Below are 26314 nucleotides of genomic sequence, written 5' to 3'. Positions count from 1 at the left end.
AAAACGATACATCCGATCCGACATTCGGGATGGGATTGGAAATACGGCCCAGGCGTTTTATGCTAAACCGGAATCCTGGGCTTTTTGGATCCGATTCAAAAGTGCTTCTTTTCCTTTTCCTTCCAATGGCGGAAAACAATAGATCTTTGTGATCCCTTGCCGATCGCAATCTCTAAAGAAAGAATATAGATTTCTCATATACTCCGCATTGTCTTTTAAGTCCAGGCCGTACTTCCAACCAGGTAAAAGGCCGATCCCAATTGCAGCCGCATCTGCCTCTGGACGAACCCCTTCTTCTGCAAGGAACACAATTGCGTCTGGCGCATAATGTCTATATTTCGTACCGGGGCTCATGGGCTTCTCTTCGTCAGAAGAAGTGTCCGCAGGACCGAAGTCTTCCAGCTCCGGCAGGAGATCCTTTAGGTCCTCGAAACTCCAGAATCCGGGACGAAGGATCCGTGGCTTAGGTCCGGAAAGATCGATCACAGTCGATTCCAAACCGATCGTAGGCTCCGGCCCTTTTAAGATCAGATCCACCTTTCCTTTGAATTCGGAAACCGCATCCGAGAATCTAGTGATAGAAGGTTGCCCGGATAGATTCGCAGAAGGAGCCGAAACAGGTCCTCCAAATGCCCTCAACATTTCGTTCGCTGTCGAATGAGAAGGGACTCTGACAGCGAGCGTAGAAAGTCCTGTAGAAAAAACAGAATTATCTAATTTAGAAAGTACGAATGTAATCGGTCCCGGCATGCAATACGCAGCAAGAGATCTTGCAAAAGCGTTCATGCTCGCTATTTTTGGGATCTCTCCCGGATCGGAAAGATGAACGATTAGAGGATTATCCGCAGGACGATTTTTGATCTTATAGATCTCAAGACAGGCTTGGAAATTTCTGGAATTTGCACCCAGGCCGTAGACTGTTTCCGTAGGAAAAAGGACGATCCCACCCTTCTTAAGGACGCTAGCGGCCCGAGAGGGATCGTCTGTGATCAGTGTATCCTTATTTTTTAACAACTTCCTCAACAGAGGACTTAGCTTCTTCCTGCCCTTCTTCCGGTGCAGCTTGTTTCACATCCGGAGTATTCGCCTTTTCCGGAACAGCCTTAGGAACCGGGGGAAGTTTATTCGTCACTAAAAGTTCCAAGTAGGTATTGATACCAGGGTCGTTGTCCGAAAGAAGCTGCCAGAAAGAAAACCCGCCTATATCATAAGATCTTAATAGGGTCATCTTGTCCTCAAAAGCCTTTCTATTCATGAAGAAGGCAACACGATCGCAACCTTCCGATTTGTACCAGATACTAGGATCTTCGTAGGTCTTTCCTTCGTGAACCCAGCTAAACTTAGAAAGATTGGTCCAAGAAGAAGAGTTCTTATTATCCGCCATAACCTGGTTGATATTGGTAGGCTGTTTGGTGATCCCCAATTGCTGGCGTTTCAAAGCATCCGACCAATACACGGACTTGATCTTTGCATTGCAATTCAGTGCCCAGTCATATCCGTAAGTTGGGATCGCCATATACAATTTCTTAGCGGGAACTCTTTCTTTCGCGTAAGTAATGATATTTCGTATCCATACGTTAGGCGCCTGAGGTCCTGGACCAGGGTTTCTATACTTGCGAGGATGAAGTTCGTAAGCCATCACTTTCACTCGATCCGCATGTTTCGCTAGAAACGCATAATCGTGTGTCATAGGACCTCTCCAATTTTCCGCGAAGTCCATATTGATCTTTTCTTTTAGACCCTTGCAAGCCTTTAAAGAGGTTTTTTTAGCCGCTGTCTTAGGATGGACAGCAACGGAGAGTAACTTTCCTCGTTTATGGATCTCTTTGGAGAGAAGTACGATGAACTCTTCGAATTTTTCCTTCTTCTCGCAGCTCATTCCTTCATAGTCTATATCGATCCCGTCGAAACCATAGGTATCTACTTCGTATAGAATGTTCTGGATATGTTTGTCACGGATATCGTTGCGACCGTTCAGTCCGATATTCTCTGCGATCTTCTCATTCTTATTTTCCCAACGGAAAATGGTCGGGATGATCTTTACCCTAGGATTTAAGGAACGAAGTTCGGCAACTCTTGCATGCTTTTGGGCACTTCCCCAAAGAGAATACAGATCTCCGTTATTCGTCTCTCTTCCCTTGAATCCATAAATAAAGGGATGAATTTCATTGTATAGATGGACAGTCCTCTTCATCGCCTCATAGTCCGAGAACCAGGTAGAGGCACGGAAAGCGGTATCATCTTCCATGGCTACGGGAACCACGGAGGTTTTCCCTTCTTCGGTAGAACCATCGGAAGAAGAGTTCGGTAGAGTAGAATTCCACCATTTTTTAAGGTCCTCCCAGGCGCCGCTCGGCACGAGTTCGGACTTCACTCCTACATTCTGGAGCTGGATCGGAGCCTCCGCAACCGCAGGGGCTTCCTGTTTTTGGTCAGGACGTTCCTTTAAGGCTTGGATCCCAAGATAAAAAGAAATTCCGGAAAGCACGATCCAAGTGAAGCTTACAATCCCTGTGTGTAGAAAAGACTGCTTCTTTGGTTGGTAAGGAACGGGACGGCTTAAGTCCTCTGGGGTAAATGGTTCATCGTTTGGATTCATTTGAGCTCTATGTATATATCGAATCGCGGAGGCAAAAAATAAAGCACCGACTGTCTTCCAGTGATTTTCAGGGAACTTCCCTGTCAAACGTTTGTGAAATTCCCCCCTGTTCTTTGATTGACAGACCCTAGATCCGCGAAATTTTTCCCTGGATGCAGTTTCATAGGCCGGCCAAGCTATTTTTCGTTTTAGGTTCCATATTCATCACCTTCTTACTCATGGCAGAAGTTACCGGTTCCAAATGGATCCAACTGAATGTGGGGGGCCTTGCCTTCAATCTTACTCTGGGCGTGATCCCCTTTCCGATCACATTCATAGTCACAGACCTATTAAACGAATACTATGGCCGAAGAGGGGTCAGATACCTCACTCTAGTGGGAATGGTAATGATCGTTCTCGCATACTTCTTACTCCAAATTGATATGCATATCCCCGCCGTGGGGAATTCTCCGGTAGATGATCATTCCTTTAAGGTGGTTTTCTTCAATACGGGACAGGTAATTGCAGGATCTGTCATCGCCTACCTGATCGGCCAGTTGGTAGACATCCAGATCTTTCATTTGATCCGCAAACGTACCCAGAACAAACTCCTCTGGCTCCGGGCTACAGGTTCTACCATATTCTCCCAATTGCTGGACTCTTATGTCGTTATCTTTGTGGCCTATTGGGGACAGTATGAGTTCCAGACTTTGAACCAAATCTCTTATACAAACTTTGGCTACAAGATCCTCATCGCGATCGGGATCACTCCCCTTATCTACGCTTCTCATTATGCGATCGAAAGATACTTAGGAGAAGAAGCGCATAAAATGGCAGAAGAAGCCTTGAGAGAAGGCAAAGAAGAGATCCAAACCTATCCAGGCTAACGCTCGAGAATTTGTACATGTTTAGCGGCAGCGATCCGCTTATATATGATCCTCCCTTGATTGGAAACTACTTTCTACGGTATGGCAGGCGCGTTCTTATTTTCTAAAATAGAGCCAAAGCCGATTTTCCCACGGGTCCAAAAAGGAAATGTACTGGCTCGACTCAGACTCCTTCTGAAAGCCAGAAAAGAGCAAACGAGAAGCGAAGGATACGGCTCCTTCTTCTGAGATCGTCCAAATAGAAGTTCCGGGAGAAACGGGACATTCTTTCGTTTCCTTACTAAAGACTAGGGTTTGGTTATCGGAGAATAACACTTCTGCGTGGCCGGAGCTAGAACGAATTAGTTTTCCTTGAAACAGATCCGCATACAACTCTGCCGACTTTTCTGCATCTTCTGCTCTCAGGCTAGAAGCAAAGAATTGGGGTGTTTCAGAGTGCATTTCCTGTCTAATCTCCAAGTGGGCCTTTTCGCATAATTGGGTTTACGGCCCGATTCCGACATTATTTTTGGAGTAAGGAAGTATTCCAAGCAATGAACTCAAATTTGGATTTTGTGAGAATTTTCGATACCACTCTCAGGGATGGAGAACAATGCCCTGGTGCTGCCATGAGCGAGAATGAGAAGATAGAGATCGCTCTGCAACTCGCCAAAATGAAGGTGGATGTGATCGAGGCAGGATTTCCTGTATCTTCTCCCGTACAATTCCAAGCGGTCCAAAGAATTTCCAGAGAGGTCGAGGGTCCCATCATTGCTGCTCTTGCAAGAGCGGTTCGCCCGGATCTAGAAGCGGCTGCTAAGGCGATCATCCCCGCTCAAAAGAAGAGAATTCATACTTTTATCGCATCCTCACCCATTCACATGAAATTCAAATTGGGAAAAGAACCTTCCGAAGTCCTTAAGATGGCTGTAGAAGCAGTCAAGATCTGTAGAGACCATGTAGAAGACGTTGAGTTCTCTCCCGAAGATGCAACTCGCTCCGAGCCTGAGTTCTTACGGGAATTGTGCGAGGCAGTGATCGAAGCGGGTGCCACTACCATCAATATTCCCGACACAGTTGGATACACGACTCCATATGAGTATGGAGAACTTTTCAAATTCCTCATCCAGAATGTAAAGGACAGTCATAAGGCGATCTTCTCCGCACATTGTCATAACGATCTAGGACTTGCGACCTCGAATAGCTTAGCTGCCGTACTGAATGGAGCAAGACAAGTAGAATGTACCGTAAACGGGATCGGAGAAAGAGCCGGCAACACAGCCATGGAAGAAGTGGTCATGGCTCTTAGAACCCGCAAAGATAAATTCGGAATCCAGACAAATATCGCAACGGAAGAGATCGCAAAGGCTTCTTATCTAGTAAAGACCATCACTGGAATGGTGGTCCAAGCGAATAAGGCGATTGTAGGTGCAAATGCTTTCGCACATGAATCAGGCATCCACCAAGACGGGGTTCTCAAGAACAGAGAAACGTATGAGATCATGACCCCGGAAAGTGTTGGGGTCCAATCCAATCGAATGGTATTAGGTCGTCATAGCGGTAGAGCCGGATTCAAGGATAGGATCGTACGTTTAGGATTCAATCCACATGCCGAAGAATTAGAAGCAGCCTACCAAAGGTTCTTGGAGATAGCAGATCGTAAGAAAGAGATCTTCGACGAGGATATCAGGGCTCTATTTGCGGACGAATCCAGAAAATCCTCTAACGATCGATTCGCATTAGAAAGTTTTCATGTAACCACCGGAACCAAAAGCACTCCTACTGCAAGCATCCGTCTCTCTATCGAAGGCCAACTCAAGGAAGAATCCGCAACAGGAGACGGTCCGGTAGATTCGATCTTCAAAGCCATCCAAAAGGCGACCATCTCCGATGCGGAACTCATCAAGCTAGTCATCTCTCCCGTAACCGAAGGACAGGACGCACTCGCAGAGGCTTCGGTTACTCTGGAGAAGCATGGAGAAAGAGTGGTTGGAAAAGGGAGTTCGACGGATATCATTGAGGCCTGTTCCCAAGCCTATATTTCCGCTTTGAATCGTTTCTCTATTTCCTAAACGCAAAATAGATGCCGAATATCGTTCGGTATCTATTTTCAAAACCCCTAGAAAAACCGTTGCCTTTTGAAGATTGCGGGAAAACCTCACACAGTAGAACGAGTGTTCTACTAATTTGCGTTAGAAGAGGTTATTCATGTCTTCCTTAGATACTTCCTCCATTTTTCGCCCGATCGCGATCGGTGCGGAAACCATTCCGAACCGGATCATCATGGGCTCCATGCACCTTGGTTTAGAAGGTCTTCCCCAAACCGCGGATAGAATGGTCGCATTTTACGGAAGAAGGTTCGATGGCGGAGTCGGACTGATCACCACCGGAGGGATCTCGGTGAACGCGGAAGGTAAAGGTTCCAATATCTTCTTCGATTTCCAAAAGGAAGAAGACTGCAAGGAACTGGAAAAGACAGCCTCGGCTCTCAAATCCAAAGGGATCTTCTGCGCTCAGTTATTCCATGCAGGAAGATATGCATATCATAGAGAGCTCGTAGCCCCTTCTCCTTTAAGAGCTCCCATCAATCGTTTTATTCCGAAAGAATTATCCACAGACGAAGCTTGGAGGACCATCCGAGATTTCGGTTCTTCCGCATTACGAGCCAAGCAAGTCGGCTTTAGAGCGGTAGAGGTCATGGGTTCCGAAGGATATCTGGTAAACCAATTCTTCTCCGATGTAACCAACAAGAGAAGCGATGAGTTTGGTGGAAGTCCGGAAAACAGAAGAAGATTCGCGATCGAGGTCATGAAAGAGGTCCGTAGACAAGTGGGCCCTGGATATCCTGTGATCGTTCGGATGTCAGGGATCGATCTGATCCCAGGCAACCCTAGCTTCGAAGAAGTGATCGCGCTCGCAAACGAACTGAAAGCTGCCGGTGCAGACGCTTTGAATATTGGGATCGGTTGGCATGAGTCCAGGATCCCTACGATCTCTCAATTAGTTCCGAGAGGAGCTTGGGCAAAGATCGCAGGCAAGATCAAGGCTGCCGTTCCGGGGATCCCTATCATTGCGTCCAACAGGATCAATATGCCGGAAACGATCATCCAAGTTCTTTCCGCAGGAGAAGCGGATATTGTGAGTATGGCAAGGCCATTCTTAGCGGATGCAGATATCGTAAATAAGATCCAGAGCAACCAAACGGAACGAGTGAATACTTGCGTGGCTTGCAATCAAGCCTGTCTGGATCATACCTTCAAGGAAGAAATGGTTTCCTGTCTTGTGAACCCATCCGCAAACAGAGAATTAGAATGGACCAACCTTCCTAAGGCAAAAAAACAAAGAGTGGTCGTAGTCGGTTCCGGTCCGGGAGGAATGGAGGCTGCCAGAGTCTCCGCACTGAGAGGACATGAGGTCATTCTTCTGGAAGCTACGGAGAAACTAGGCGGCCAATTGAATCTTGCTGCGGCCATCCCTGGTAAATTCGAATTCTTTGAAACGATCCGCTATTTCAAAAATGAACTTCCTCGTCTAGGAGTGGATATTCGTTTTAATACCAAGGCCGATCTGGCTCTATTAGATTCTTTGCAACCGGATGCGGTGATCTTTGCTACGGGAGTTCTTCCTAGAAACTTGAATCTACCCGGTTTGGATAAGAAGCCTCACGCGAGTTATGTGGAGTTCTTGAACGGTTCGTTCAAAGCCGGTTCCAAGGTAGCCATTATCGGCGGCGGAGGGATCGGAGTGGACGTAGCTCATAAACTTACGGAAGAAAAAGATCCGGATATTCCTTCTTACTTTCATAGATACAATGTGAATTCGTATACAGAAGCAAAGATCCAGCCGGAGACCGCGACCCGAAAAGTTTCCATCCTGAGAAGGAACGGCAAGGTTGGCGCGGGACTCGGTGCTACTACATCCTGGGCGCTATTGCAAGAACTGCAATCTAAAGGAGTGGATTTCCTTTCTTCCCTAACTTATAAGGAAGTAACGGATAAGGGTCTTGTAATAGAGACCAAGAAGGAAGGAGACAAGACTCTCGAATGCGATTCGATCATTCTCTGCGCGGGTCAGATCAGCGATAAGTCCTTGTATGAAACCTATCTAACGAAAAGAGCGAAGACACCTTCTTATCTGATCGGAGGTGCAAAGGACGCATCCGGTATAGATGCAAAGAGAGCGATGTTAGAAGGATACTTAGCGGCGGTAAGCATCGGCTCGGAACAAAATTAAGAAAATCGAAATTAGATCTTTCTGAGAGAAGACCCGTCTTTAACCGAAGGCGGGTCTTTTATTTTCTTAAACTGTATTCTAAGAAACTTACGACGTGCAAAGACCGTTCCTTTCCACAGATATTTTTATCTGAACTATTTAAAAGTTCTTACAATCTAAGACCTGTTTTGTGGCGGGGAAGTGACAAAAGCATTCTTTCCCGTTGACTTTTTCCGGGTATGATTCTTAATGGAGATCGAATTTCCATCAAGTAAGGACATAAAATTCCTCTCGGATCCAAGAGGAGTGCTCATAATGAAAGTATACTCAGCTGAAAGAGTTCCGAATTCCACCGATTATAATTTGTACATAACCGAGGGGAATTCTAAAACTAGATTGATCCTTTCGGAACCTAGTCTCCCAGGCTATAGCGAATTATCTATTAATGATAAAGTCTTAAAGTCTTTAGCTTATTCTATACTTCTAAACTATACCCAAGACAGAGAGTTCTCCAATCGCAACACGAATCGCTTCCTGAATTTCCTAAGCGATATCGTTCACCGGGATTCTTGGTTCTTTCTAGCAAACCGAGTGGAACAATTCATCAAGGACGTAGAGAGTTTCGGAGTCGAAATTTCTTACGACTTTTAGAATTACCCGAAAAATCTGATTGTCCCAGGACCTTCTAAGAATATACTAACGGAAACGGTACCGGAATAATCCCTCCGCATCTTTATTACCCCCGGGCTTAAGCCCTTATGGAGCGCAACGAATGAATCCTAGAGTCGTGACCTTTCACTATACATTAAAAGATAAAGAAGGGAATATGATCGATTCCTCAGAAGGTAGTCACCCTCTTTCTTATCTGGAAGGTACCGGACAGATCATTTCCGGGCTAGAAGATGAATTGAAAAGCATGAATTCCGGGGACAAAAAGCTGATCTCCGTGGATGCCGACAAGGCGTATGGCCAAAAAAATCCGGAACTTGTTTTTGATGTTCCTAAGAGCCAATTCCCGGAAGATGAAGCATTGAGCGTAGGAATGATGTTCCAAACCGACGAACCAGATACCGTTTATACCATCACCGAGATCAAAGGAGAGACCATCATCGTGGACGGAAACCATCCTCTTGCAGGAGTGGATCTGATCTTTGATGTGCAGATCGTGAATACTAGAACCGCTACAGACGAGGAAGTAAGTCACGGGCATGTCCACGGCGAAGGGGGACATCACCACCACTAAGATCGATGGGCAATCCGGAGATATTAAACGAGAAGCAAAAAGAAGCGATCGAAACATTAAACGGTCCCGTGCTGGTTATCGCCGGAGCGGGCACCGGAAAGACCAAGACCCTGGTCCACAGACTTTCCAAGTTAGTCGAAACCGGGGTTCCCGCCGAGAACATATTACTACTCACATTCACCAGAAAGGCTTCGAGAGAAATGCTCTCTCGTGCGGTTTCCCTTTTAGACAAACGTTGCGCTCGAGTGCATGGGGGAACCTTCCATTCTTTCAGTAGTCATGTTCTTCGAAAATACGCGCCTGTCCTCGGGCTTTCTTCTCAGTTCTCCGTTTTGGATGAATCGGATACCGCTGATATTTTCCAACTCTTACGAACCGAAGGAGAATATTCCAAGCAGAAGTCCAGATTCCCTTCTAACGATACTCTCATTTCCTTGCATTCGGCTAGTATCAACCGAGTAAAAACCCTCGAAGAGCTATTAAAGACGGAATATCCGAAGTTCTTAGAACAGGAAACTCTGATCCAAAAGATCTTTTTGGAGTATGCCACCTACAAGAAAGAAAGATCCCTAATCGATTATGACGATCTATTGGTCCATACCAGGGATCTATTGAATAAGCATGAATCCGTTCGAAAGAAACTCGCAGAACAGTACCAGTATATCATGGTGGATGAGTACCAGGATACGAACCAGATCCAAGCACATATTGCCTGCCTTCTTGCATTAGACCATGAGAATATCTTCGTCGTAGGAGACGACGCGCAAAGCGTATACTCATTCCGGGGAGCGGATGTAAACGGAATATTCAATTTCCCTAAAATATTCCCTAAGACAAAGACGATCTACTTGGAAAGGAATTACAGAAGTACTCCTTCTATCTTGAACCTTGCTAATTCGGTTCTTGCGAATTTCAAGGATAAGTATGAGAAGTATCTCTATACCAAGAACGACGACTATCTAAAACCGGATCTGATAGGCTATCCAGACGAATTAGAAGAGGCCGAAGGGATTGCAGACATGATCCTCGAAAGAAGGGAGGACGGAATTCCTCTCAAGGACATTGCCGTCCTATTTCGATCCGGTTGGAATTCCAATCAACTCGAGTTAGTACTCAGCCAGAGAAATATCCCCTTCTTAAAATTCGGCGGAAAGAAATTCATAGATAGTGCCCACGCCAAAGACTACCTTTCCCTCTTAAAAGTCCGAGAGAATAGAATGGATTCTCTCTCTTGGTTGAGAGTTCTACTCTTACTTCCGGGGATCGGGATCGCAAAAGGAAAGGCAATCCTAACGGAATTAGAAAAGACTTCCGGCAATCTAGATTCCGTCCTACAGTTCAGTTCGGGTCCTTCTTCTTCCTACTTGAAAGAACTTGTTTCTTTATTGCAGGCACCCGAGGGAAATCTGCAAAAACTATTGGGAGATTTCATTCATTTCTATTCTCCATTATTAGAAAAGAAGTACGACGATTCCAAAAGAAGGTTAGAAGATCTAAATTCCTTTCTTACTCTTTCCCAAAGGTATGATGGATTGCATGAGTTCCTGGTAGATATGAGTTTGGAAGGTCCGACCAAAAGTTTAGACAAACTCTCTCCTGAGGAAGAAGAGGAAAGACTCATCTTGTCTACGGTCCATTCCTCTAAAGGATTGGAATTCGATACAGTCGTACTCTTAAATATCTCCGAAGGATCCTTTCCTTCCGGAAGAGGTGAAAAGAATTTAGAGGAAGAAAGAAGGCTGTTCTACGTGGCAATCACCCGAGCCAAGAAAAAACTCGTCCTCACCTACCCTCAGATCTCATTCCAGAACAACTCCCAGTATTTCAATCGTGTCTCTAGGTTCATAGAGGAGATCTCGGAACCGGAAAAAGTCCTCAACCGCGGCTTCGTGGAAAAACAAAAGGAAGATTCGGCTCCTTCTTCGCAAGCTAAGACCGAACAGGAAACAGATGCCAGAAAAAGAATTAGGGAATTCTTCGGCTCTTAAAAAGAAGGAGCAACCAAGTCCGGACCTGGAAAGACTCTTGCGTTCTGTCTGGGAGGATTTGAGGACTCAGTCGAGGCGTTTCCGCTCCGAAACCCTTCGAAAAATAGAAATGAAATTCTATCCTTACAGGAACGGAAATAATTCTATAATTTATAGAAACGGAATATTGTCCGCTAAATTCCATTCTTCCCTATTGAATGCGGATCCGAATGTTTCAGAGGCCATGGCCTATGTGCTACTTTCCCGGCTGTTCGGGTTAAAAGTAGAACCTACACATAAAGAAGAAGTAATGGACTTTCTGAACTCTATTCCGGACAGAAAGCCGGCAAAATTGCCTTCCAGATTGAGCCCTAAAGGACAATTTTATGATCTAAGCGATACCATGGATAGAATCCTTACAGAATATTTCCCAAAAGTGGATCCAAAGCATATTTCGATCTACTGGTCGGACCGGACAGGTACAAGACGGCTTGGTAGCTACGAAAAGCAGACCATGTCGATCCGGATCAGTCCGGTCTTGGATCATCCAAGGGTGCCTTTCTTCGTCGTCGAACACGTTGTGCATCATGAGATACTTCATCATATCCTTCCAGTACGAAGGATCAACGGCAAGAACTCCATCCACAGCCCTCAGTTCAAGGTCCTGGAAAAAAGATACGTTAGATACAGAGAGGCAATAAATTGGTTGAAAAAGGAATATCCGAATTTTCTAATTAGTCTGAGAAAAGAGAGACGTTCTAAGTTTCATTTTGGGGCCTAAGATAATTTCCCATGCATCCAAACCATTTCGAGACAGTATATATTCGTAAAAACATAATAGAAGAAGAACTTTCCAAGCTCCTTAAGGAATTTTCCAACTTCGAATACAAATCCCTATCCGAATACGATAGAGGTGTGTATGACGGATATACCCAGGCGGTCACCGAAGTCTTAAGGAAGATCCAAGCAAAGCGTTGAGCAATTTGCGAACTTTTCCATTCCCAAGGATCGGTTCTCCATCGTATTTCTTTCCCAAGAATTAGGAAATCCTTTCGGATCGAGCAAAGGACAAAGGATTCTTTTATTCGCTGCAAGAAACTGATTCTAATTCTCTAAACCAAATTCGTGATAATCTGTTACAGTGAAATGATCAGCTACAAATGAGATAGGATCGATTTTCAATTCCGACCTCGTTCCTTGATTTTTATTTCCTACTCCGATTTTGCTGGTTTTTAAAAATATGATTTCTTTTTAACGAGAATCGAATATCAAAGTTCAGTGGTAGATGATGTGAAAACCAAAACCAGAGTTCCATTACTCATCCTTATATTTTTCTTCCTTACTTTCTCGAGCTCGTATTTGAGTGCCTCTCCCTGGAATTCCAATGATTTCTCACAATTCAATGGTGGAAATCCCTTGGTTCCAGACTATAGAAATTACTCTCCCGGATTTTATAGCCAGAGCCAGGACTCGATTCCGATCGGAGTCAAATCCGCCGAGGATAGACAAAAGGAAAAAGAAAGTCTGGATACCAGGCGTTCCCTTCTAAATTGGCACCAAGGTCTCGGTCTTTTGACTTGGGGATTTTGGTTGGCAACCAACCTCGCAGGTGAACGCTCCCTTTCCCATTTGCATAAGGAATACCAACCCTTTGCGGAGTACCTTCTTCTCAAGGATCCTCAGAACACTCATAATAGCTATACCGCTTATACGTTTCTGATGAACGCTTCTCCTTGGGACGGAGATCCAGGTGGGAGCCAACATAAGTCATTGGCAGGAACTACGTTCACTTTGTATGCGTTGACTGCAGGCTTAGCATTCTTTTCTCCCTCTAAACGTTTAGAAAGAGAAGCAGGCTTAACCACGATCTTTACTCATAAGGCATTGATCTGGGTGCACTTGCCTGCTATGCTTGCTTTGCCTTTTATTGGAGAAAGGATCTCTAAGGACGGACCTTCTGCGGCTCATACGATGGAGACTGTTGGCTGGACCGGTTTCGCAGCGTTCACTATGTCCATTGCAGTATTTTATTTCTAAAGGAAGACAAATGATCCGAATTCTAATCTCTATTCTATTTTTTGCATATACCTCAATTATACCCGTTTATTCGGAAGAATTAAAGCTGGTCGATCCCAAGGTAGAATTCACGGTAATCCACCCCTTCAAGACGGTGATCGGAAAATGTACCGGGGTCAATGCGAGCCCGACTACCCTAACGGCAAACACGAATGGGGTTCAAATCCCGAAATCGGTTAAGATAGACATTCCGGTAAAAGAGATCCGTTCCGGGGATGAGAATCGGGACGAGCATATTATGGAGGCTCTTGGCTATCCTACTTATAGCACAATTTCTTTCGTAAGCACCGGGATCAGCCTCACTAAGGACGGAGACTGGTCGATTGCAGGAAATCTTACTATCAACGGAAAAACTAGACCAGTGAAATCCGTCGCCAAGATCCATAAGGACGATCACGAAACTTCGATCTCCGGAAAGTTTTCCGTATTGATGAGCGACTTTGAAGTGGAAGCGCCTAGTCTTTTATTTGCGAAGGCAAAGGACGAGGTCTCCATTGAATATAAGTTTATCTTGAAACCGTAATATCTATTTATTTAGAAGTCTCCGAATCCCGTCCTCTAAACCATCTACGCTTAAAAAGAACATAGGAAATACTTTTTTTAATTCGTAGATGGTAGGTGCATCCCAGTACCGCTTTGGTTCCGGATTCATCCAGATCGCTTCTTGGAAGTGAGACTTCAGCCTTTTAAAACTATCCAAACCGGATTCCGGATCTTCCGGCAATCTGGTTTCCTGCCTAAACCTAGAGTGATAGAATCCATACGCAGGATCTAAAAGTTCGTACGGGGCCATATACGCGTCCCCTACAATGATCACCTTGGTATCGTCCTTATGTTTCTTGAAAAGATTCTTAAGAGGAATAGGACGGCGAAGGTCTCCCTTAGGATATACGGAATCATAGATCGAATTATGAAAATAGTAGTATCCGAATTCCTTAAAATGGTTCATTTGATGAGCGGCGGAGAACAATTTACTCACTCTCTCCGCATACGGGGTCATGCTTCCTCCTGTATCCATCAGAAGAAGCACCTTGATCCCGTTCTTTCGGGTCCTGTCGAATACAAGTTCCGGATCTCCTGCGTTTCGGCAAGTCGCATCCACTGTCTTAGGAAGATGGAATTCCGGAATTCCTTCTTTTCTCAGGTTCCGAAGTTTCTTTAAGGCAATCTTGATCTGGCGCACATCCAACTGCTCATCCGTGCGATAGTCCTTATACTTTCTTTCCATCGCCTGGAAAATAGCGGATTTGCCTCCGCCTTCTCCTCCGATACGCACTCCGCCCGGATTCTCTCCATGGTGACCGAAAGGAGAACTTCCTCCAGTGCCGATCCATTTATTCCCGCCATGGTGCTCGCCTTTCTGATTCTGCAATCGATCCAGGAATTCCTTCCATAATTCCTCCGGGGGAATGATCCCTGGAGGAAGTTTATTAGGGTTCTCGAATATTTGGGAAAGCCAATCTTGTAATTCTTGTCGAAGGGATTCTCGCAGGATCCCTCTTTCACCGAATAATTCGGTAAAGACTAGATCGAAGGCGTCGTAGTATTTTACGTCCTTTACCAGACAAAGTCTTGAGATCCTATAGAATTCGTTTACGGATAAAAAGGTCTTAGGGCGGGAGAGAACATCCACCGCCTTCAGGAAATCCAAAAGCTCTACGGTAGAGAGAGGAATTCCAGAAGCCTTTAGCCTGTAAAAGAAAGTAAAAAACAAATTCTATTATCTGAACAGTTTCAGATCCTCTTCATTCTTAACGAGAGCGCCAATATATGGGATCCTTCCTTCTTCCGGAAGTTTCGCGCCCATATGGATTAGAATTTGGATCCAGTCCAAGAGTTCGCTAGTACCAGGCTTTTTCTTCATATCATCCATGGTACGGATCACATAAAAGGACTCTAGGGCTCGCTTTAATAGGCTCGTTTCTATATTCGGAAAGTGAGCGGATACGATCTCTCCCATGAAAACAGGATCCGGGAAATCTATATAATGAAAAATGCATCTTCTTAAGAAGGCTGCAGGCAATTCCTTCTCGTTGTTGGAAGTGATCAGGGTAAGAGGCCGATGCACAGCCTTGATCCTTCTTCCGGTTTCTTGGATGGTGAACTCCATTCTGTCCAATTCCAGGAGAAGGTCGTTCGGGAATTCTATGTCCGCCTTATCAATCTCGTCTATCAGAACGACGGAAGGTTCCGGCGCAGAGAATGCTTCTCCTAAAGCACCGAGTCGGATATAGTTCTCTATATTACGGACCTTTTCCTTATCTTCTGCAAAACGGGAATCGTTCAATCGGGAAACTGCGTCGTAGAAATACAGTCCTTCTTTAGCCAGAGAAGTGGATTTCACATGCCAGGAGAATAATTTCTTTTTAGTAGTGAAGGACAGATAGTCCGCGAGAAGGGATTTACCAGTTCCCGGTTCTCCTTTCAATAGCAATGGCCGAGAAGTGATCTCCGCTACTTTGATCGCTTCTTCTAGTTCTTGGGAAAGTAAATACGTTTCCGGACGGTTTCTTTCGTCAGACATTGGATCTCCTATGCCTAGCTTGGGATTTGGATCTCCTCTTTAAAGAAATTTTCAAGATCGTTTGGAAGGGAAAGGAAGACCAGACTTCTCCACTCTAACGAACTTGAAAGGCCACAGTCTCCGAAAGCTTCCCATTCTTCTCTCGGACAGAAAGAAGATGGTTCCCTCTCTTGGGTCTCCAATCGAAATAGGCGAGCTTGCTAGAGCCTATGACTTTGCCGTTCAAGATCCATTCTAGATCCTTGGCGGAACCTCGGACCATAAATCGGATCCTTTCATTTTCTTCCGGGATTTCCGGATCGATCGCAAACAGATTCCCGTTTTCAGGATAGATGATCCTAGGTTCGCCCTTTTGTACATTCTTTGTCGGAAGAAGGGACAGCTCCTTCTTCTCCTTCTCTTCTTGGGTTAGTAAAGGATTAGAGGGTCTATAATCCTGCAAGAGTTGCATGATCTCTTTCCAAAGTGGTGCGGCACCCGTGACCCCGCTTACGTCATACATGGGTTCCCCGCTCATATTTCCCACCCAGACTCCTACTGTATAGTTCCCACTAGAACCGATACACCAATTGTCTCTCATGTCCTGAGAAGTTCCTGTCTTAGCGAATGTGTAAAAACGAGTCGAGAGATTGGATTCCCAACCGAAACTGGGCGCCCGATTGTCCCTGGAAGAAAGGATCTCTCGAACCGTTTTAGAAGCTTCTTGCGAGAGGATCTGTTTCCTACCAGGAAGCTCCTTTGCATCAGACTGCAATCGATTGCTACTCGCCTCATCCGAATCAAAAGTTGCTTCCGTATAAGATCCGTTATTCGCAATCGTTCGGTATGCATTCGTCAATTCCCAGAGAGTAACATCTGCAGTTCCAAGCGCCAGAGAAAGTCCGTAAAATTCTGGAGATTGTAATTTCTGAAAACCGAGCTCCTTTAGCTTAGAAACGAATGCAGGAACTCCTACCCAATCCAAGACTTGAACGGCGGGAACATTTAAAGAAGAAGCAAGAGCCACTCTTGCCGGAACCGGTCCCATATATCTTTCTTCGTAATTGCCCGGTTTATAACTCCCTCCTACCAACTCCCAGTCCTTCGGTTCATCCATTAATACGGACTCGGGCTCCAGTAGATTTCTTTCGAATGCGATGGAATACAAGAAGGGCTTCAAGGTGGAACCCGCCTGTCTTCTGGAATGGATGGAATCTACGAAATAATTCTCTTTGGATAGTTTAGAATTCCCTAAATAAACGAGAACAGCCCCGCTTTGATTGTCCAAAACGAGGATCCCTGCTTCCTTTACATTTCTCTCTTGGATAGAGGAAAGCACTCGGTCCATCGCAGCCTCCGACTTTCGTTGCAAGTACGGGTCAATGGTAGTTTGGACCCTACCCGTTTCCAGAGAATCGGAGCTCCCTTCTCCCTTTTTAAAGATCCTATAGGCCGCATGGTAAGCGGTATAATTATCCGTATTCCACACAGAACTAGGCCTCTTATATTCTGAGATCGTAATTTCAATTTCCTGGGTAAGATCTTCTCTTCCAATTGTTTTTGCCAGATGAGAAGCTCGGCTAATCCATTTGGCCTTACTTACATTCGGGTTGGGAAGTAGTGCCACAAGTAAGACTGCTTCTTCCGGTGCCAAGGAAGAAGGATCTACACCGAAAATCCCTCTGGAAGCCGCTCTTAGTCCCAGATACTCCCCTTTGAAAGGAACCAGGTTCCAATAAGCTTCCATGATCTCCGACTTGGTCCAGATCTCTTCCAGTCTTTTGGCTGCCTTCATTTGTGACCACTTGTCGGAATACGTTCTGGTCCCAGGTTTGGTCCCTAATAGGAAACCTGCCAATTGCATAGAGATGGTACTCGCACCTCTTTTAGAATTCCCTACTATTCGATCCTTCAAAGAGCCTAGGATCGCATAATAGTCCACACCGGAATGGAAGGGAAACCTTCTATCTTCTTGGGCAAGTAAGGATAGTACCAAAGTCTCAGGTACTTCGGAAGAAGGGGTCCATTCCAATCTTCTGTATTTCTTTTCCAGACGGAGAGTTTGCAATACTTCTCCTTTAGAATCCAAAAGGATCCCTTCGGAAGGACGATAGGCTTTCTTCACATCCGAAAAGCGAGGAGTCTTACCTTCTTGTAGATACTCGGCGATCTCCTTCGAAAAAGGCTCCGAGAATACGCTCGAAACAAATCCGCAAAGAAGAAAGAATCCTAGAAGAAAGACAGATCTCATTGTAGGGAACCTTCTACTCTTTCTTACTATCGGTTCGACTGCACGACGATATCCGAATTCGGGATCACGGAATAGACTTCCGGTTGGTACAAAGCTTCGACTCTTGTGGGAGGAAGACGGAAATTTCCCGGAGAATTGATCCGATATATATACTCATACGTAATTTCTCCCGGAAAGAAATACTCATAGTAAGCGGTCACTCCTTCGAATTTTCTCTCTACGAAAGAAGGACTGTCCCACCAGGAAGTTTGGCTCTCGGATAGCAGAGCGGAATCTCTTCCTAAGCCCGAACCCAATACACTTGCACCAGCAGGTACAGGATCTTTCAAAGCCAACCAAGAGACGGAAAACTCCGATTTGATCTTGATCTTCACCTTAACCACATCTCCTTCTTTGAAGGAAGTCTTAGTTGCGCCTTGCAGATCCGTGATCTGTTTTTCTACTCTGAGTCCGCTATGAATGGGCTTTTTCAAAGGAATAGCAGAACTTGTCTTTACATATGCATACGGCTGCCCGGACCCTTTTTGTTCCACATTCAATTCAGATCTTCCTTTCGGGAATTCGAACTGTAGTTTTCCTTCCTTCTTCTCCCAATCGAAACTTTGGGATTGGGAAGAAAGAGAAAGTCTTACTTCTCCGGAAACGGAATTAGACTCATATTCTTTCTGGTATTTTCTGAATGCAAGTGCAGCAAATGCATTCGCAGTCGTAATATCATAATGCCCAGACTTAGTGTTATTCAAGAAGCCTCGTAAGAGCTTGGGAGTTTCTTCCTTCCAAGTTTGATCGTTCAAGATGGAATTCAGGAACCTCGCAGTCACAGTATCCCTCGAAGAAAGAAGCCACCAGAGATAGGAAGAATCGGAGGTAAGTTCATAGGAACTTCCTTGTATCCTAAGTTTAGATCTAAGGATCTCATCCACTCTTTGTCTCTTCTTCGCATCCCAATTGACCTGTCTGTACAGATTTCGAAGAGAGATAAGTGACTCGATCGGCAAACGGTTCGGGTCGGTCTCGATGGCCCGGATCTTAGATGCTTCCACATTCCCGAATTTGGAAACTGCTTCTAAGGCGGAGATCTTTCTTAGCAACGTGTCCGTAGTCGCCAAAGGAGAAGTCCTATAGAGGGTTCCATCTATGAATCGATGCAAGGCCCCGACCATCGCATCTCTGGACTTATCCGGGATCTGCCATCCCGATTCGGAAGACAGAAGAAGAAGATAGGTTGTTAACGGAACATTCCCATACGAGATCGAATCCGGAAAGAATCTCAATAGACCGTCGGAGTCCATATACTTGGGCAGATCCGTCATGATACTATTCCAGCTAGCCTCATTGCCTGCACTTACCGCCTTGGAAAGTTTCTGCTCCAAGCAATTGTACGGATACAGTCCCATATAATTCTGGATCCCTTCGATCGGCCCGGAAACCAAGCTGGAATAGAGAGATACTTCCACCTTGCTTCGGTTCGGTTCAGCATCCTCCGGTTCTTGCAATGGAATATTGATAGTGGGGCTTAGCTGATAAAAGTTTGCCTGTAAGATCTGCTCTACAGTCGGCTTATCCACTTTCTGTTTGAAGACGAATGCGTCCTTAAAATTGATAGAAGAAGCTTCCGTTCCGAATTCATATTTGATTTCCGTAATATTTCTCGGGATCTCGAATTCCCAATAGATTGTCTCGGATGCATTCGGACCAAGAGAGACATTCTTCCTTTGTAGTTTCAGATCCGGTTCCGATTTGACACTTAGGCTCAGATCGATCTGCTTCTGGCTGGTATTCTTTAAAGAAATCCCTGCTTGGATCCTGTCCCCTTCTCTTACTAAAGGAGAAACGCTTGCATACGCCAAGATCTCCTGGCTCGTCCGGATAGAAGAAGAAGCTGTCCCGAAGCGGCTTGCTCCTCCGGCAGCCACGGCAACGATCTTAAAGGAAGAAAGAGAATCATTGAGCGGAACCTCAAACTCCAGCTCACCGTTGGAATTCGGGACCATATCCGCTTTCCAAAAAAGTAATGTATCAAAAAGTTCCCTTGTGGAAGAAAGTCCACCACCTCCTCCAGGCGGAAGACTCTTCAAACCGAAATGTCGTCGTCCGATCACGAACATCTGAGCAGTAGAAGTTTGTACCTGGATCCCTCTAGGTGCCATCATTGCCTGCAAAAGATTCCAAGAAAGGTTTTGCTTTAGTTCCAAAAGACTTTCATCCACCGCTGCCACAGTGATCTTGGAGTCCTTCCAAACGGCCTTGTCCTTCTCGGATAAGCGAATCTTGACCTTGGCTTTTTCTCTCGGTCTATACTCTTGCTTGTCTGTACTTACAGTCAGATCCAGCTCGTATGGCTTCCATCCTACTTGGATCTCTGCGACTCCCATTCTGTACGCTGGCTTGGCAAGATCCACAAGTGCAGTCGCCTTAGGAGAATCCACTCTACCTCTTACGGCTAAAACGGAGACGAATATATTCGGGCCATAATGACTTTCTATCGGAACTTCCACCACAGGTTGGTTGCCACTCAAGGTCTGCACGAAGGATTTAAATACACCTTCTCTTTCCACAGTCACGAGTGCAGTCGCAGTCTTGAAAGGCATCCTAACTTGGAACTTTGCAATCTCTCCTGGCTCGTACTTTCTTTTTTCGGGAAGAAGGTCCATTCTATCGTGATCCGTGGATCCGAACCAAATATCCTGCTCATTCACGATCCAGATAGAGGTGTTCGCGTAGGAATCCTCTCCGTCTACACGCGCTTCTAAATACAATTGTCCTGCCTGACTGACGGAACCCTTGCATTCCAAAATTCCCTTGGAGTCCGTGAGACCGGAACAGACTTCTCCTAGATCCTTTCTCTCGCTCCTATGATCGTAGGAATAAAATCCACCGACGAGTCTCTTTCGATGAGATATATAACGAATTGAGAATGCTTTTACGATCGCCTTCTTGCTCGGAACAGGATTCCCGGAGGCATCCACGATGATTACCTTGGACTTGAGCTTGTTTTTCACAGCCACCCAATCCTCATTTTGGATCGCGATCAGATTCTTAGAAGGAAGGAGTTTGAAACTTCTGGAGATCGTTTGGATCTCACCGTTTGGATCCTTCCATTCCATTTCTAAATTGAGAGAGCGAACTCCTTCTAGTTTTTTAGGGATAGAGACCTTTTCCGAAAGGAAACCATTCTCGTCTGTTTTGGATTGGATCAACTTAAAATCAGGTTTCTGCCCGGAGCTGTCCGATTCTTCATCATTTGCAGAATTCGAGATACTAGTCCTTCCATTCGAAAATTCCAGATCCGGATAGGAAGGAAAATGCACTCCTCCTGTATTTTGAACGGAAGATCTCAGAGTGATCGGCAACAAACCTGCCTTTCCACCGGAAAGATAGGATACCTGGCCGCTGATCTGGATGTCTTTAGGAGAGATGAGTTGGTTCGAGTCCGCTTGCAATTCCCCTTTCAATAAAGGAAGCCTGAACTGAGCAGTAGTAAATCCTCCGGAGTAGATCTTTCTCTCGGAACCGTTCCTCAGTTTGAATTTTAAATAAATAGAATATTCCCCCAAGATGGCTTCTTTGGGAATGGCAAAGGTGGATTCGGAAGTAAACGTATTCGACCAGCGAAGTGGAAGTTCGTATTGCTGTCCGCTTGCATTGTGTTGGATGTACAATGTATCCGGGATCTCGTCCGAATTCGGATATCTAAAACCGTAGGGATCTGTCTTGCGGAGAATATGGTTCATATGGACCGTTTCCCCCTCTCTAAAAAGAGTTCTGTCTAGGATGGTCCTATACTTAAACTCCGCGTCGTAGGAATCATGGCTGAGTTTATATCTCCAAGTCTCTATTCCGTTATCCCAGCTCGTATGCAAGAAGGAGAAATCCTCACCCTTCTTGGCCACCAAGAAGAGACCGCTATAGAAAGGTTCCTCATTCCCGCAATTTTGCGCCTGCAATCTGGATTGATTTTCAGTAATGAGAAGTCTTCCGGATGCATCGGTATTTCCTTTCCAGAGTTGGCTCCCTCTACAATCGAATAGTCCGACTTCTACTCCTTCTACCGATTGGCCCTTGTCCAAGGAAGTCACCCAAACCAAGGAAGAACTCTTCCCCCATTTAAAATGAATGCTCAGATTGGTAACTAGTGCAGCGGTTCTCACATAGTATGGATTCTTTTGTTCGTGTAAGGCCTGGCCTAAAATAGGACTTTCAATTTCTATAATATGCAAACCGCTTTTTTTGAGAGGGATCCCGATCACCTCGAATCTCTTTTCTCCATTGGGAGAAGGAATGCCGAATTTCTTAGCATTCGTTTCTTGCGCGGAAAAAATGGAGACCTGATGATCATCCGATTCTCCTTTTACAAGCCAACGCATCAATGTCCTCACGTCGGAAGGACCAACGACTATCGATCTTGCCGGGATCGATTTTCCGCTCGGCTTGGTCTCCTGCTTGGGTCCGAATAGGTTGCCCAGAAAATCCTTTCCCTTCTCGCTTAGCTTCGCCCATTGTTCATGGATGAGCTCTCCTTCTCCGGAAGGATCGATCGGATTCAAATGCTTTGCAATGACGGGAGCTTCTACATTTCTCACAGTAACAGGAAGCAATGCTTCCGGAAACTTCTCCACGATCCCAAAGCCGGAAGAGAATTTTACGAGAGGAGGATATTCGTCCGTCCGGAACTTCAAAGGAAAGGAAGACATATTTTGGAGACTTCTTCCCATATCGTCCGTGATGGATTTAGGAAGAATGATCTCGAACTCGTTTTGAGGAGGAAGAGGATTCGGAAAGGAAACGGAGTAAGAGGACTCTTCCTCATAGTATGAATCCTCGCTCTCCTTCTTATTGGCGGTGACTAGTTTGCCATCCTTAAATTTAATAAAGATCTGGTTTCTCCAAGCCTTGTTGATAGGAGAAGAAAAGGAAAGATAAACGGGAGAGATCGGAACGCAGCCCGCGTTCGCATTCACTCTTTCACAATGCAAGGTCGCAGTAAAGGCGGAACGTACCTGGAAAGTGGTGGCCCAATCGGAAGAACTTGCAATCCCTGAAGAAGAACGTAACCCCTTCTCCACTACTAAACGCAGCTTAACGTCCGCAGGAAAAAGTTGTCTTGCACCGATCACGAAAACTTTTTTGGACTTTGGATCGTCCCGAGTGACCTTTAGGATATTCTCCCTTTCTCTTCCCTGCAGAATGCGGATCGGGATCTTGTTCCCAAGTCCTTCCATCGCAAAGTAGACCTTTTCGCTCACGTCGGAAAGTTTCGGTTCGCTATCGAATTGTACCACGAATGCTTGGTCTTCTGCGATCATCGCACCTTCGTACGGGCTCACGTTCGTGACCAAGGGACCTCCCGTATGAAAGCTAAATACTTTTCCGGGCTCTAATGAATTTCCTGCCAGGGACTTAATGGAATTGGTAGTGAACTTGCAACGAATTCCCCCTTCTAGGGTCTGAGGGAATTCATAGACCCAATCGGTTTCGGTGACCCATCTCTCTTCTCCCTTAACGGGACAATCGATCGTGAATGGGGACACAGATCTTTTCGGATCGCCTAACGGGACCATAGGTTCCTTGAATAAGACCTGGACCTGTCCGATATTCTTCACTTCTCCTTGTGGTGAAAAACTGAATTGCACCTTGGAGCTTTGGGAGAAACTACTTTGGGCAAGAAGAAGATTCGAGAATAGAATGGAACAGAAGAATAGAGAACGGAGTCGCAAGTTGAAATCCTTTCCTTTCGGGAATGAGATCTTTCATCCCAAAAAGGAAAGAAGGCTGCAAGCAAGAAATTGCCAAAAAAAGATAGGACAATTGCCCGGCAATGCAACCAGGCAATCCAAGGAATATATTCCTACTCAGTATTATCCGGCGATATGGATCTCTGAAATTAGAACATCGGGAACTTTGATCGAAGAATAACTATCGGAATACTCGTTGGAGATCCCAGAGATCTTATGCAATAGATCGAAATAGTTAGTATTCATAGTGATCCGATCCACAGCATGTTCCGGCTTTCCATTCTTATAGTAAATTCCCTGGATCCCAATGGAGATCTCTCCAGAGACAGCACTGCAACCCGCTCCGCCTTCCAATTTTTGGATCAGGATGCAATGGGAATCGGAAGACAAAAGTTCTTCTTTGGATCTCTCTCCCAAAGGAACGATCATATTCGAAAAGGATGTTCCTGCTCTTCCGGAATAAGAACGTACCCCGTGGCCCGTCGGAACAACACCATCCTTCTTAGAAGATTCCAGATTATAGAGAAAGGATCTAAGAACTCCTTTCTCTAATACTTTAGTCTCCGCAGAAGTAGGGATCCCTTCCGCATCTATGAGCCTAGAGCCCGGATAATCCGGAATATGAGCTTCACAATGAATACTTAATATAGGAGAAGAGATCTCCTTTCCTAATTTCCCGACCAGGCGAGAAGATCCCTTTTGCACAGAATCCGCAAAATAAGGAGAAGAGAACATCCCAAAGATCTGAGGACTGACCCGATTTCCGAGAACTATGGAGTAGACTCCGCTTGCAAGAGGTCTTGCATCTAAGAGTTCCGTTCCTCTGTGAGCCGCTTCTTCTGCAATGTATTTCGGATCGAAGAGAGAGATATCCCTACCGGAGCGGTAATAACTTCCCATTTTCTTTATATCGCCATTTGCGACCACGAGACCTGTTCCGCAATAGGCAACATTGGATTCCTTCTTTACGAAGACTCCTTTGGAGTTTGCGATCAGGCTTTGGGAGCTAGTCTTACCTACTCCTACATGGGGAACATTCTCCACACGCTTGTCCGAATTCCAAGAGGCCTCATCTAAGGCTAGGCCGATTTCCCTCATCCAGGCGAAGTCCAATTTTTCCAGCTCGGGATTATAATGCTTAAGATCGATATTCGGCAGATCTTTCGGAGAAGGTAGCTCCAGATCCAATGTATCCGTGATCTCCGTTTGGTCCATGGCGTCTCGGACCATTTGAGAAAGGGCTTCCTTACTGAATCTTTCACTATAGGAATACCCAGGACGGGAATGATTCAGAACACGGATCCCAACCCCTCTAGAACGGGATGTTTCCGTAGAAGTGATCCTTCCCTTGAATACTTCTATGCCTATATCTTCCGAATCGGTAGCGATCAGATCGAAGGTATCCAGGCCATACCTTTTTCCTTCTTCTAAAACGAACTGGGCTGCTTGTTCTAGATCCATTATCTTCCACCCACTAGGATCTCGTCCACTTTTAGAGAAGGTTGCCCCACTGTCACAGGAATGGATCCCGAAGAAGCCCCACAGGTCCCGGCCGCGAGCTCCAGATCCTGACCCACCATGGAGATCTTGGGTAGGATCTCATGTCCTTTTCCGATCAGAGTGGCTCCTCTCACAGGTTCGGCAATCTTCCCATTTCGGATAACGTATCCTTCCTCAACTGCGAAATTGAATTCTCCGGTGGCAGGGTTCACGGAACCTCCGCCCATTCTCTTAGCATACAGCCCGAAGTCCACAGAGGACAACATAGAATCCATGGAATCGTTTCCGGCTGCGATATACGTATTTCTCATTCTAGAGACAGGAGCATACTGATAGGATTCCCTTCTTCCGCTCCCAGTTCTAGGCACTCCTGTTTCCAGGGAACCTACTCTGTCGGACAGATACCCTTTCAAGGTCCCTTTCTCAATGAGAAGGGTCCTTTGTGTCTGCATTCCTTCATCGTCCACTCGGATCGTTCCGTATTGGTCCTCAATGGTCCCATCATCATACGCCGTCAAACAAGACTGAGCGATCTGCTCTCCTAGTTTCCCTACGAAAGGAGAAGATTTCTTTCGGATGGCCTCGGTTTCCAACGGATGGCCGCAAGCCTCATGGAAGATCACTCCTCCAAAACCGTTACCCATGATCACAGGCATTTTCTTTCCTTCGATATAACCTGCATCCAACATGAATAGCGCTCTTTCTCCGGCGCTTCTTGCGAGCTCTTCCACCTGCAATCCTTCGAAGAATTCGAAGCCCTTGACCGCACCCGGAGATTCACTCGCCACGAATCTCTCTCCCGATTTTTCCGCAGTCACGGAAAGATAGAATCTACTCCTGACCCGTAAGTCTTCTACATACAGACCTTCCGAATTTGCGATAAGAACATTCGTAACGATATCGGAGGCACTCACACCTACTTGGATAATATTTGAAGAAACCTTGCGAGCGATCCGATCTGCAGTTTGCAAAAGTTCTAACTTGCGAAATGGGGGGATCTTTCTTGGATCATGTATTTTCGCAGGAAAAGAATACTTAGAAGAAGATCCGTTCCAGGTGAATGTCCCGCGATCTACCTTTCCTTCTCCTCTTGAATCTGCGAGTAAGTTGATTAAAGAAAGTAAATGTTCCAAGTCGTCGTTGCTTGTATACGCGTACAATACATCGGTCCCATAAATGAGCCGGATCCCGATCCCATAATCGGTTGCAGCCAGAGACTGTTCAATTTTTTGATCTCTGAGTGCGATGGAGGAATTCCTGGATTCTTCTTCGTATATCTCTACGAAATCCGCCTTTCGTTTCTGACCTGCGTCTATTAATGTTTCTATATTGGATGGATTCATGACCTTTTACTTTAGACAGTTATTTTAGAGTAAATCTAAG

19 protein-coding genes are annotated in these 26314 nt (G+C 45.5%); 10 read left to right on the top strand and 9 right to left on the bottom strand.

Annotated elements, in window-relative coordinates; genetic code table 11:
* Positions 1–57: 57 nt before the first annotated feature.
* Complete coding sequence (locus EHO57_RS03320; RefSeq protein ID WP_135642879.1) at positions 58–1014, bottom strand: L-threonylcarbamoyladenylate synthase; 957 nt, start codon at positions 1012–1014, stop codon at positions 58–60.
* Positions 1001–2599: a glycosyl hydrolase family 18 protein gene (locus tag EHO57_RS03315; RefSeq protein WP_135642877.1), complete on the bottom strand. Its 1599-nt coding sequence runs from the start codon at positions 2597–2599 to the stop codon at positions 1001–1003. The genes EHO57_RS03320 and EHO57_RS03315 overlap by 14 nt, the downstream gene beginning before the upstream one ends.
* 152 nt (positions 2600–2751) lie before the next feature.
* On the opposite strand from EHO57_RS03315, the gene EHO57_RS03310 reads away from it, so the two are divergent.
* The gene (locus EHO57_RS03310) at positions 2752–3465 is read left to right on the top strand and encodes a queuosine precursor transporter (RefSeq protein WP_135642875.1); all 714 of its coding nucleotides are present in this window, start codon (positions 2752–2754) and stop codon (positions 3463–3465) included.
* A gap of 96 nt (positions 3466–3561) precedes the next feature.
* Here EHO57_RS03310 and EHO57_RS03305 read toward each other — a convergent pair whose 3' ends face one another.
* Complete coding sequence (locus tag EHO57_RS03305) at positions 3562–3906, bottom strand: hypothetical protein (protein ID WP_135642873.1); 345 nt, start codon at positions 3904–3906, stop codon at positions 3562–3564.
* A gap of 92 nt (positions 3907–3998) precedes the next feature.
* Here EHO57_RS03305 and EHO57_RS03300 point away from each other — a divergent pair, with 92 nt between their 5' ends.
* The 9 genes from EHO57_RS03300 (at position 3999) to EHO57_RS03260 (ending at position 13465) form a co-directional block, all read left to right on the top strand.
* Positions 3999–5516 (top strand): 2-isopropylmalate synthase, encoded by a 1518-nt coding sequence (locus EHO57_RS03300; RefSeq protein WP_135642871.1) that lies wholly within the window; start codon positions 3999–4001, stop codon positions 5514–5516.
* Between the two features lie 136 nt (positions 5517–5652).
* A complete protein-coding gene (locus EHO57_RS03295; protein ID WP_135642868.1) occupies positions 5653–7677 on the top strand; it encodes an oxidoreductase in 2025 nt (674 codons plus the stop codon).
* A gap of 294 nt (positions 7678–7971) precedes the next feature.
* Positions 7972–8307, top strand: coding sequence for an LIC14007 family protein (locus EHO57_RS03290; RefSeq protein WP_135642866.1), 336 nt, complete (start codon positions 7972–7974; stop codon positions 8305–8307).
* A 121-nt stretch (positions 8308–8428) separates the two neighbouring features.
* Positions 8429–8899, top strand: a complete 471-nt coding sequence (locus EHO57_RS03285; RefSeq protein ID WP_135642864.1) for an FKBP-type peptidyl-prolyl cis-trans isomerase — start codon at positions 8429–8431, stop codon at positions 8897–8899.
* 5 nt (positions 8900–8904) lie between these two features.
* The gene (locus tag EHO57_RS03280; protein WP_135642862.1) at positions 8905–10887 is read left to right on the top strand and encodes an ATP-dependent helicase; all 1983 of its coding nucleotides are present in this window, start codon (positions 8905–8907) and stop codon (positions 10885–10887) included.
* Positions 10888–10996: 109 nt separating this feature from the next.
* Positions 10997–11647 (top strand): SprT-like domain-containing protein, encoded by a 651-nt coding sequence (locus EHO57_RS03275; protein WP_246050507.1) that lies wholly within the window; start codon positions 10997–10999, stop codon positions 11645–11647.
* An 11-nt stretch (positions 11648–11658) separates the two neighbouring features.
* Complete coding sequence (locus EHO57_RS03270; RefSeq protein ID WP_135642858.1) at positions 11659–11844, top strand: hypothetical protein; 186 nt, start codon at positions 11659–11661, stop codon at positions 11842–11844.
* A 381-nt stretch (positions 11845–12225) separates the two neighbouring features.
* Complete coding sequence (locus EHO57_RS03265) at positions 12226–12903, top strand: hypothetical protein (protein WP_246050505.1); 678 nt, start codon at positions 12226–12228, stop codon at positions 12901–12903.
* 10 nt (positions 12904–12913) lie between these two features.
* Entirely contained in the window at positions 12914–13465 is a 552-nt protein-coding gene (locus tag EHO57_RS03260; RefSeq protein ID WP_135642856.1) for a YceI family protein, read from the top strand.
* A gap of 3 nt (positions 13466–13468) precedes the next feature.
* Here EHO57_RS03260 and EHO57_RS03255 read toward each other — a convergent pair whose 3' ends face one another.
* From EHO57_RS03255 to EHO57_RS03230, 6 genes are all read right to left on the bottom strand, one after another.
* On the bottom strand, positions 13469–14656 hold the full coding sequence (locus EHO57_RS03255) for a VWA containing CoxE family protein (protein WP_135642854.1): 1188 nt from the start codon (positions 14654–14656) through the stop codon (positions 13469–13471).
* 6 nt (positions 14657–14662) lie between these two features.
* Complete coding sequence (locus EHO57_RS03250) at positions 14663–15466, bottom strand: AAA family ATPase (protein WP_135642852.1); 804 nt, start codon at positions 15464–15466, stop codon at positions 14663–14665.
* A 94-nt stretch (positions 15467–15560) separates the two neighbouring features.
* Positions 15561–17696, bottom strand: a complete 2136-nt coding sequence (gene pbpC / locus EHO57_RS03245; protein ID WP_135642850.1) for a penicillin-binding protein 1C — start codon at positions 17694–17696, stop codon at positions 15561–15563.
* A 26-nt stretch (positions 17697–17722) separates the two neighbouring features.
* Positions 17723–23413, bottom strand: coding sequence for an alpha-2-macroglobulin family protein (locus tag EHO57_RS03240; protein WP_246050503.1), 5691 nt, complete (start codon positions 23411–23413; stop codon positions 17723–17725).
* Positions 23414–23554: 141 nt separating this feature from the next.
* Positions 23555–24892, bottom strand: a complete 1338-nt coding sequence (locus EHO57_RS03235; protein ID WP_135642848.1) for a TldD/PmbA family protein — start codon at positions 24890–24892, stop codon at positions 23555–23557.
* On the bottom strand, positions 24892–26274 hold the full coding sequence (locus EHO57_RS03230; protein WP_135642846.1) for a TldD/PmbA family protein: 1383 nt from the start codon (positions 26272–26274) through the stop codon (positions 24892–24894). Before EHO57_RS03230 ends, EHO57_RS03235 begins: the two co-directional genes overlap by 1 nt.
* Between the last annotated feature and the right edge of the window lie 40 nt (positions 26275–26314).

Origin of the sequence: Leptospira langatensis, from assembly GCF_004770615.1 — a bacterium.
In the GTDB taxonomy this organism is placed as follows: Bacteria; Spirochaetota; Leptospiria; order Leptospirales; family Leptospiraceae; genus Leptospira_B; species Leptospira_B langatensis.
Note: the sequence above shows the minus strand (reverse complement) of the source record. Positions and strands in the feature narration are given on the sequence as shown.

Coding starts and splice junctions, on each gene's coding strand:
- EHO57_RS03315 (WP_135642877.1), bottom strand. CDS start 2,599: ATGAATCCAAACGATGAACCATTTACCCCAGAGGACTTAAGCCGTCCC.
- EHO57_RS03310 (WP_135642875.1), top strand. CDS start 2,752: ATGCAGTTTCATAGGCCGGCCAAGCTATTTTTCGTTTTAGGTTCCATA.
- EHO57_RS03305 (WP_135642873.1), bottom strand. CDS start 3,906: ATGCACTCTGAAACACCCCAATTCTTTGCTTCTAGCCTGAGAGCAGAA.
- EHO57_RS03300 (WP_135642871.1), top strand. CDS start 3,999: ATGAACTCAAATTTGGATTTTGTGAGAATTTTCGATACCACTCTCAGG.
- EHO57_RS03295 (WP_135642868.1), top strand. CDS start 5,653: ATGTCTTCCTTAGATACTTCCTCCATTTTTCGCCCGATCGCGATCGGT.
- EHO57_RS03290 (WP_135642866.1), top strand. CDS start 7,972: ATGAAAGTATACTCAGCTGAAAGAGTTCCGAATTCCACCGATTATAAT.
- EHO57_RS03285 (WP_135642864.1), top strand. CDS start 8,429: ATGAATCCTAGAGTCGTGACCTTTCACTATACATTAAAAGATAAAGAA.
- EHO57_RS03280 (WP_135642862.1), top strand. CDS start 8,905: ATGGGCAATCCGGAGATATTAAACGAGAAGCAAAAAGAAGCGATCGAA.
- EHO57_RS03275 (WP_246050507.1), top strand. CDS start 10,997: ATGAAATTCTATCCTTACAGGAACGGAAATAATTCTATAATTTATAGA.
- EHO57_RS03270 (WP_135642858.1), top strand. CDS start 11,659: ATGCATCCAAACCATTTCGAGACAGTATATATTCGTAAAAACATAATA.
- EHO57_RS03260 (WP_135642856.1), top strand. CDS start 12,914: ATGATCCGAATTCTAATCTCTATTCTATTTTTTGCATATACCTCAATT.
- EHO57_RS03250 (WP_135642852.1), bottom strand. CDS start 15,466: ATGTCTGACGAAAGAAACCGTCCGGAAACGTATTTACTTTCCCAAGAA.
- pbpC (WP_135642850.1), bottom strand. CDS start 17,696: ATGAGATCTGTCTTTCTTCTAGGATTCTTTCTTCTTTGCGGATTTGTT.
- EHO57_RS03235 (WP_135642848.1), bottom strand. CDS start 24,892: ATGGATCTAGAACAAGCAGCCCAGTTCGTTTTAGAAGAAGGAAAAAGG.
- EHO57_RS03230 (WP_135642846.1), bottom strand. CDS start 26,274: ATGAATCCATCCAATATAGAAACATTAATAGACGCAGGTCAGAAACGA.